The following is a 6,441-nucleotide window of genomic DNA, read 5'->3' on the forward strand; positions in this document are numbered from 1 at the left end:
CGGTCAGGCCACCGTAATGCGCCAGCCCCGGCGCCCGGCAGGCGGGATCACGACCACCGACCGGAGGGATCAGGCCACCGGGCCGACGTGGCCCCCCACGCAGGCCACCGGACCGACGCGGCCCCCCGCGCAGGCCACCGGTCCTGCGTGGCCCCCGCCAGGCCACCGGCCCCCGTGACCCCCCACGACGCACGAAGCCCTCCCGGGAGGACCCGGAAGGGCCGTGCCACCTCGAATGCGCTTCCCCGCGCCTGCGCCGGGGTCAGCTCAGGCCGCTGCTGCGTTCGCCGATACGGTCGCCCTGCGGAGTCCCGGCCCGCTTGAGCGCAGCCTTCGTGTGCAGTCCGCCCTTGACCTTGCTCCGTACCGGTCCACTGAAGCCGTGACCCGGCGCGCGCGGCGGCTGTGCCTGCTCCTGCGCCTTCGCGATGGCCGCCCGGACGTCCCGCTTCTGCTCTTTGGTCATCCCGTAGTCAACTCCCTCGAGAAGCACCCAATCGGACTACTGGGATCGTATGCAGATATACCGGGCGACGCACCCGGACCGGGAGTAAAGGATTCCGGATCAGGGCCGCGGCGGCGCCGACCGCTCCGCGGGCCCCAGCGTCGCGCTGATCAGCTCGTCCGGGCAGGGCGTCCCCCGCGGCAGCTGGTACTTCGCCGCCACCCGGTACTCCCCCGGCGCAGGGGCCAGCAGCTCCGTCCACACGTCGCCCACGTCGTCCGGGGCGGCCTTGAACAGGCACCCCGCCGTGTTCCCGTACTGCTTGGGAAGGGCGCTGCCGCTCCCGCCCCGCGCCTTCGAGGCGAAGGTCTCCTGCGGCGGCAGGACCGGCTTGCCCGCCGCGTCCACGAGGCCCAGCCACGGGGAGTGCGGGATCCGCACCAGCACCCGTCCGGCCCGCGACACGTCGATGACCAGCTGGTCGGCACTGGCCCGCACCACGGTCGCGGGCCCGGCCACCAGATCCGTCGCCTCGTGCACCTTGAACAGCTGCCAGTTCGCGTCGCCCCACACCTGCTGGAGGTACGGGAGCCCCGCGCGCACCAGCTTCGCCTCGTCCTCCCCGCCCGAGTCGGGCTTGTCGGCGGGCAGCACCACGTAGTGCACGGCCCAGCGCTCCAGCCAGGCCCGGTAGCTGTCGGCGTCGAGGGTGTCGTCGTAGAAGAGCGGATTGCGCTCCAGGTCGGCCTGCCGGTTCCAGCCGCGCGCCAGGTTCACGTACGAGGGGAAGGCGGAGGACTCGCGGTGACTGCTGGCCGGGACCACCTCGACCCGGCCGCGGTCGGCGCCCGCCTTCTGCAGCTGGTCGACGAGGGGGGCCAGCTCGCGGTTCCAGGCCGCCACCGGGGTGGTGCGGACGATGTCCGTGATGCTGTTGCCGGTGATCCAGGCGTTCATGCCGACGAAGGCGATCAGTACCGCGTACCACCGCCGCGAGCGCGGGACCTCGTACGGGAGGGCCGCGAGCAGCACGGCGCCGCCGAACAGCATCACCAGCCGGGTGACGTTCGAACCGACCTGGGAGTCGATCACCCAGGTCAGGAAGACCCCGAGGCCGTAGACGGCCGCGGCGATCCGGACCGTCTTCCACCGCCTCGGTACGAGGAACAGGATCAGCAGCGCGAACACGAACGGCAGGCCCGCCGAGCCCAGCTTCATCGGCTGCGTCCCGGAGAACGGGAACAGCCACGCGGACAGCCCCACCACTGCCACCGGGGCCAGTCCCAGCGCGTACGCACCCGGGCGCCGCCGGCTCAGGAACAGCGCGGCCGCGATCACCCCGAGGAACAGCCCGGCGACGGGGCTGGCGGCGGTCGCGATCCCGGCGAGCGGGGCCGCCACCGCGGCCTTGGCCCAGCGCCGCTGCGACCACTTGCGGGGCCAGCAGAACACGGCGGCGACCGCGCCGAGCGCGAACATCGCGCCGAGGCCGAAGGTGACGCGGCCCGACAGCGCGTTGCAGAGCAGCCCGTACACCCCGGCCAGGGCGGGCCACAGCGGCTCGCGCACCGCCCCGCGGCAGCGGGTCAGGATCAGCGCGAGCAGCCCGGCCGAGACCGTGCCGGCGATCATCATCGTGGTCCGGACGCCGAGCACGTGCATGACGTACGGCGAGACCACGCTGTACGAGACGGGGTGCATGCCGCCGTACCAGGCGAGGTTGTACGCCGAGTCGGGGTGGCGGCCGACGAACTCGGCCCAGGCGTCCTGCGCGGCGAGGTCGCCGCCGCTGTTGGCGAAGCTGAAGAACCAGGCGACGTGCAGCAGCCCGGCGAGGACGGTGGCGACGGGCACCGGGTGCCGCAGGGCCCAGTCGAGACCGGCGCGCAGCGGGCCGCGGGGGCGTGTCGCGGCGCGGGCGCCGGAGCCGGCGGCGGCGCCGTCATCGACGCCGGCCTCGGCCTCGGCGGGAAGCCCGGCGTACCGGCCCCGCCCGTCGGCCGGGCCGCCGGCGGATCCGTCGGCCCCGCCGTCGACGGCCGACGGTACGCCCGCCCCCCGGCCCCGGCCCTGCTGCTCAGCGGTGGTCACTACCGCACTCCCCAACACATGAGTCCACACCCGCACACGCCCCGGGTCCCAAGACGCGGTCCGGCGCCCCGGGGTTGCCCGGGGCGCCGGATGCAGGCTCTCACCCGCACTCAGCCGACGCGCGTCAGCTTGCTTCCGATACCCGGCGCGGCGAGGTCGCTCTTCAGCGCCACCGGCACCTTCACCTGACTGGCACCCTCGCCGACGGTCAGCACACCGATCTCGGTACCGGCCTTCGCGCTCTGCGGGACCGCGCCGCCGCCGTCCGCGAGCTTCAGCTTCACGGTGAGCGAGGCCCAGCCGACCGCCTGCACGTCGGCCGTCGCCACGACGGGCGTCCGGCCGCCGAGTCCGTCGTCCACGTAGCCGACCACGGACCCCTTCTTGACGACGGTCGCGCCCTCCAGGGACTTCTGGGTGGCGATCATGAGCTGCTTGCTCGCGGCGAGCACGGTGTCGATGATCGGCGACTTGTGCTGGCCGAGGACGGCTCCGACGATCAGCTGGTTGGTGTTGCCGATCTTCTTCTGCGCGGCGAAGAGGAGGTTTCCGCCCGCCTTCGTCGTCGTACCGGTCTTGATGCCGAGCGAGTCGTTGTAGGGGACCAGGCCGTTCCAGTTCCGCCAGCTCTTGCCCGACGGGTCGGTCCAGCTGGGCTTCTTGGTGATGTCCAGCAGCGTCTCGATCTCGACGAGCTTCAGACCGAGCTTCACCTGGTCCTCGGCGGTGCTCACCGTGGTCGCGTCCAGACCCGAGGGGTCCGTGTAGGTGGTGTTGGTCATGCCGAGTTCCTTGGCGGTGTCGTTCATCTTCTTGACGAACGCCTCCTGGGAACCGGAGTCCCAGCGCGCGAGCAGCCGCGCGATGTTGTTGGCCGACGGGATCATGAGGGCCGCGATCGCGTCGTACTCCGAGATCTTCTCGCCCTCCTTGACGGTGTCGAGGGTGGACTCGTTGTTGACCGAGTCGTTCTTCTTGCCCTCGGTCTCGGCCGTCTTGTCGATCTCGATCATCTGGCCCTGCTCACCCTTTTTGACGGGGTGGTCGCGCAGGATGATGTACGCCGTCATCGACTTGGTGACGCTCGCGATCGGCACCGGCTTCTGCTCGCCGGACTGGCCGATCGTGCCGAGGCCCGCGGCGGCCATGTAGGCCTGGCCCTCACTGGGCCAGGGCAGCTCGGGCTTGGAGCCGTCGAAGGTGTACGAGGACTTCTCGGTCATCACGAGCTTCGGCTCGGGCAGCGGGCGCACCAGCTGGACGATGCCGAGGATGATCGCGAGGAGCACGACGAGCGGGGCGTAGATCTTGAACCGCCGTACGGCCGTGCGCAGCGGGCTCGGCGGCGGGGGCGGGTTGTTCGTGAGGTCCGCGAGCATGTCGAGCGGCGGGCGGGGCGGCAGCGGCTGCTGCGTGGTCCGCTCGGTGCGGTCGGCGGCGGCCGCGGCGGAGGCGGCGGAGGCGGAGGCGGAGGCGGAGGCGGAGGCGGCGGATGGTGCGGGAGGCCGCGGCGCCGTCTGCTGCTGCCCGGCGGCGGGCTTCGGCGCGGCGCCGTCGGCCTTGCCCGAGCCCTCCCCCTCGGTACGCAACGGCACGAAGGTGCTGGCCTTGGGCGTCGCGGGCGCGGGCTTGGCCGGGGCGGGCTTGGCCAGGGGGGGCTTCACGGCGTCCGGCTTGACGTTGTCCGGCCGGGGAACGCGGAAGACCGCGGTGCGCTCGCTGTCAGCCGTCGGCTGCTCGGAAGCGGAATCCGGCTTCGGGACCCGGAAGACCGCCGTGCGCTCGCTGTCGGCGGACTGTTCCGCCTCCGGCTTGGACGGGGCGGCCGGAGCCGCCCCGGAAGGCGCCGCACCGGAACCGGAGCCGGAATCCGGCTTCTTCGAAGCAGGGGTGGACGGCGGCTTCACGGCACGGAACACGGCCGTGCGCTCGCTGTCTGCGGGCTCTTCGGCCTTCGCCTCGCCGGCCGGAACGGAACCAGAACCATCGGGACCGGAGTCGGAAGGCAGCTTCACGGCACGGAACACAGCGGTGCGCTCGCTGTCGGCGGGCTCGCCGGCCTTCGCCTCGGCGGCCGGCACGGGAGCCGAAGCGGAAGCGGAATCCTTACCGGTCGACGCGCCCGCCTTCGGCTCATCGGCACGGCGCTCGTCCGCACCGCCCTCCGCGTCGTCGCTCTCCGCGTCGTCGGCCGTGGCGACCCAAGCCGCCACCGCCTCGCGCAGCGCATCCGGCTTGCCGGACCCGGCCTTGGCCTCGACCTCGGGCTTGGCGTCCTCGCCACCCGCTTCGGCCTCGGCTTCGGCTACGGGCTCGGGCTCGACCGCGGCCTCAACCTCGCGCTCGGGCTCGGGCTCACCCGCAGCCTCGGGCTCACCCTCCGGCTCAACCGCGGCCTCGGGCTCGGCTTCGGCTTCGGCTACGCGCTCGGGCTCGGCCTCCGGCTCAACCTCAGCCTCGGCTACGCGCTCGGACTCACCCTCGGGCTCGGCCTCAACCGCGGCCTCGGGTTCCGCCGCCGCCTCGGGCTCGGCCTCGGGCTCAACTTCGGCCTCGGCCCCGCCACGCACGCTGCCGGCGCCGGCACGCGCACCGTCCTCGGGGTCCCTCGGCCGGAACACCGACAGCCGCGGATCACGCTCGGCGGACGACTCCGCCGCCCCCGGCGCACCTTCATCTACCGACTTGTCGGGGGACTCGCCCGCCACCGTTCCTCCTCCATCGCCGCCACGTCCGGCTGTCCGAATGTCTAACAGTGTCCCGTCTCGGGGGCATCGCCCCCGTGCTAGACGAGAACGACATAGCTGCGGGTTCCCCCACAAAGCGGCCACGCGCTCTCGACAGATGAATGTGAGAGGCGTCACCCTGTCACTCATCCACGCGGGGAGGCATGGATGGGCAGGAGCCGCAGAACAATTCCGGAGGAGCTTCTGCTGCTCGCCTTGGACCCGGCCACGGGTACCACGGCGCAGCCGCAGTCGCTCGACCTCGGCCTGGCCGGGGCACAGCTAGTGGAGCTGGCTCTGGCAGGACGGATAGCCCCTGATGGGGATCGTATCGCCGTGGTGATGCCACGGCCGACAGGAGATCCGACTCTGGACTCCGCACTGGAACTGCTGCGCAGGCGCGGCAGCCCGGTACGGGCCGTCCACTGGATCGGCGGACCCCGCCTGGGGCTCCGTCAGATTTACCTCGCGCACCTGGAGCGCTGCGGCATGGTCCATGCCGTCGCGGGACAGATGTGCGGGGTGTTGCCGACGACTCGCTACCAGGCGACGGACACGGAGATCAGCCGGGAGATACGAGCCCGGCTGGACAGTGCGATCCGCACCGGCGTACCGCCGGACCCGCGGACCGCGGCGCTCGCCGCACTGGCCCACGCGGTCGGACTCGGCAAGCACCTGTACCCCGGCAACGAGGGGCGGTCGTCCAGGTCCCGGCTGCGGGACCTGATCCGGCACGACCCGATGGGCGGACTCGTGGCGCACGCCGTGATGGACGTCCAGAACGGTGTGGCAGCACAGCCACGCCGTGACCGCGCTCCGGCACCGCCGGCCCGGGCCACGGCGAGCAGCGTGCCGCTGCAGCCGCGCCGGACCGGTGCGATGGCCCGCGCGGCCGCGCACTGATCCACCCCGAGCTCCATCAGCACCACGGCACCACCCGCACCACCGCACCACCCCAGCTCCATCGCTACGCCAGCTCCATCGCAACGCCATCGCCGTGACCGAGGTCCGTGAAAACCCGGTTCGGGTACCGCCAGCGCGGGGGGGGGGGGGGGGGGGGGGGGCCGCCCCCCCCCCCCCCCCCCGGGGGGTTGGGGGGGGGGGGGGCGGGGCCCCCCCCCCCAAGGCCGGGCGCAGCCCAGGCCGGCTGGGTCATTCCAGCCCCGCCGGCGTTTGAGG

4 protein-coding genes are annotated in these 6,441 nt (G+C 72.9%); 1 reads left to right on the top strand and 3 read right to left on the bottom strand.

The features are described from left to right. Nucleotides 1-262: 262 nt before the first annotated feature. The 3 genes from ACF059_RS24675 to ACF059_RS24685 all read right to left on the bottom strand — a co-directional run bounded on the left by ACF059_RS24675 (nucleotide 263) and on the right by ACF059_RS24685 (nucleotide 5,244). Entirely contained in the window at nucleotides 263-466 is a 204-nt protein-coding gene (locus tag ACF059_RS24675) for a hypothetical protein (protein ID WP_360891202.1), read from the bottom strand. A gap of 99 nt (nucleotides 467-565) precedes the next feature. Beyond that, nucleotides 566-2,536 (bottom strand): MFS transporter, encoded by a 1,971-nt coding sequence (locus tag ACF059_RS24680; protein ID WP_392060808.1) that lies wholly within the window; start codon nucleotides 2,534-2,536, stop codon nucleotides 566-568. Between the two features lie 110 nt (nucleotides 2,537-2,646). Then, nucleotides 2,647-5,244 (bottom strand): D-alanyl-D-alanine carboxypeptidase family protein, encoded by a 2,598-nt coding sequence (locus tag ACF059_RS24685; protein WP_392060811.1) that lies wholly within the window; start codon nucleotides 5,242-5,244, stop codon nucleotides 2,647-2,649. Between the two features lie 186 nt (nucleotides 5,245-5,430). On the opposite strand from ACF059_RS24685, the gene ACF059_RS24690 reads away from it, so the two are divergent. Then, nucleotides 5,431-6,165 (top strand): GPP34 family phosphoprotein, encoded by a 735-nt coding sequence (locus tag ACF059_RS24690; RefSeq protein ID WP_030390041.1) that lies wholly within the window; start codon nucleotides 5,431-5,433, stop codon nucleotides 6,163-6,165. The last annotated feature ends 276 nt before the right edge of the window (nucleotides 6,166-6,441 follow it).

Origin of the sequence: Streptomyces sp. NPDC016562 (assembly GCF_043076955.1) — a bacterium.
In the GTDB taxonomy this organism is placed as follows: domain Bacteria; phylum Actinomycetota; class Actinomycetes; order Streptomycetales; family Streptomycetaceae; genus Streptomyces.

What these genes read in the sequence shown, in the direction of transcription:
- ACF059_RS24675 (WP_360891202.1), bottom strand. Translation starts at nt 466, where the DNA reads ATGACCAAAGAGCAGAAGCGGGACGTCCGGGCGGCCATCGCGAAGGCG.
- ACF059_RS24690 (WP_030390041.1), top strand. Translation starts at nt 5,431, where the DNA reads ATGGGCAGGAGCCGCAGAACAATTCCGGAGGAGCTTCTGCTGCTCGCC.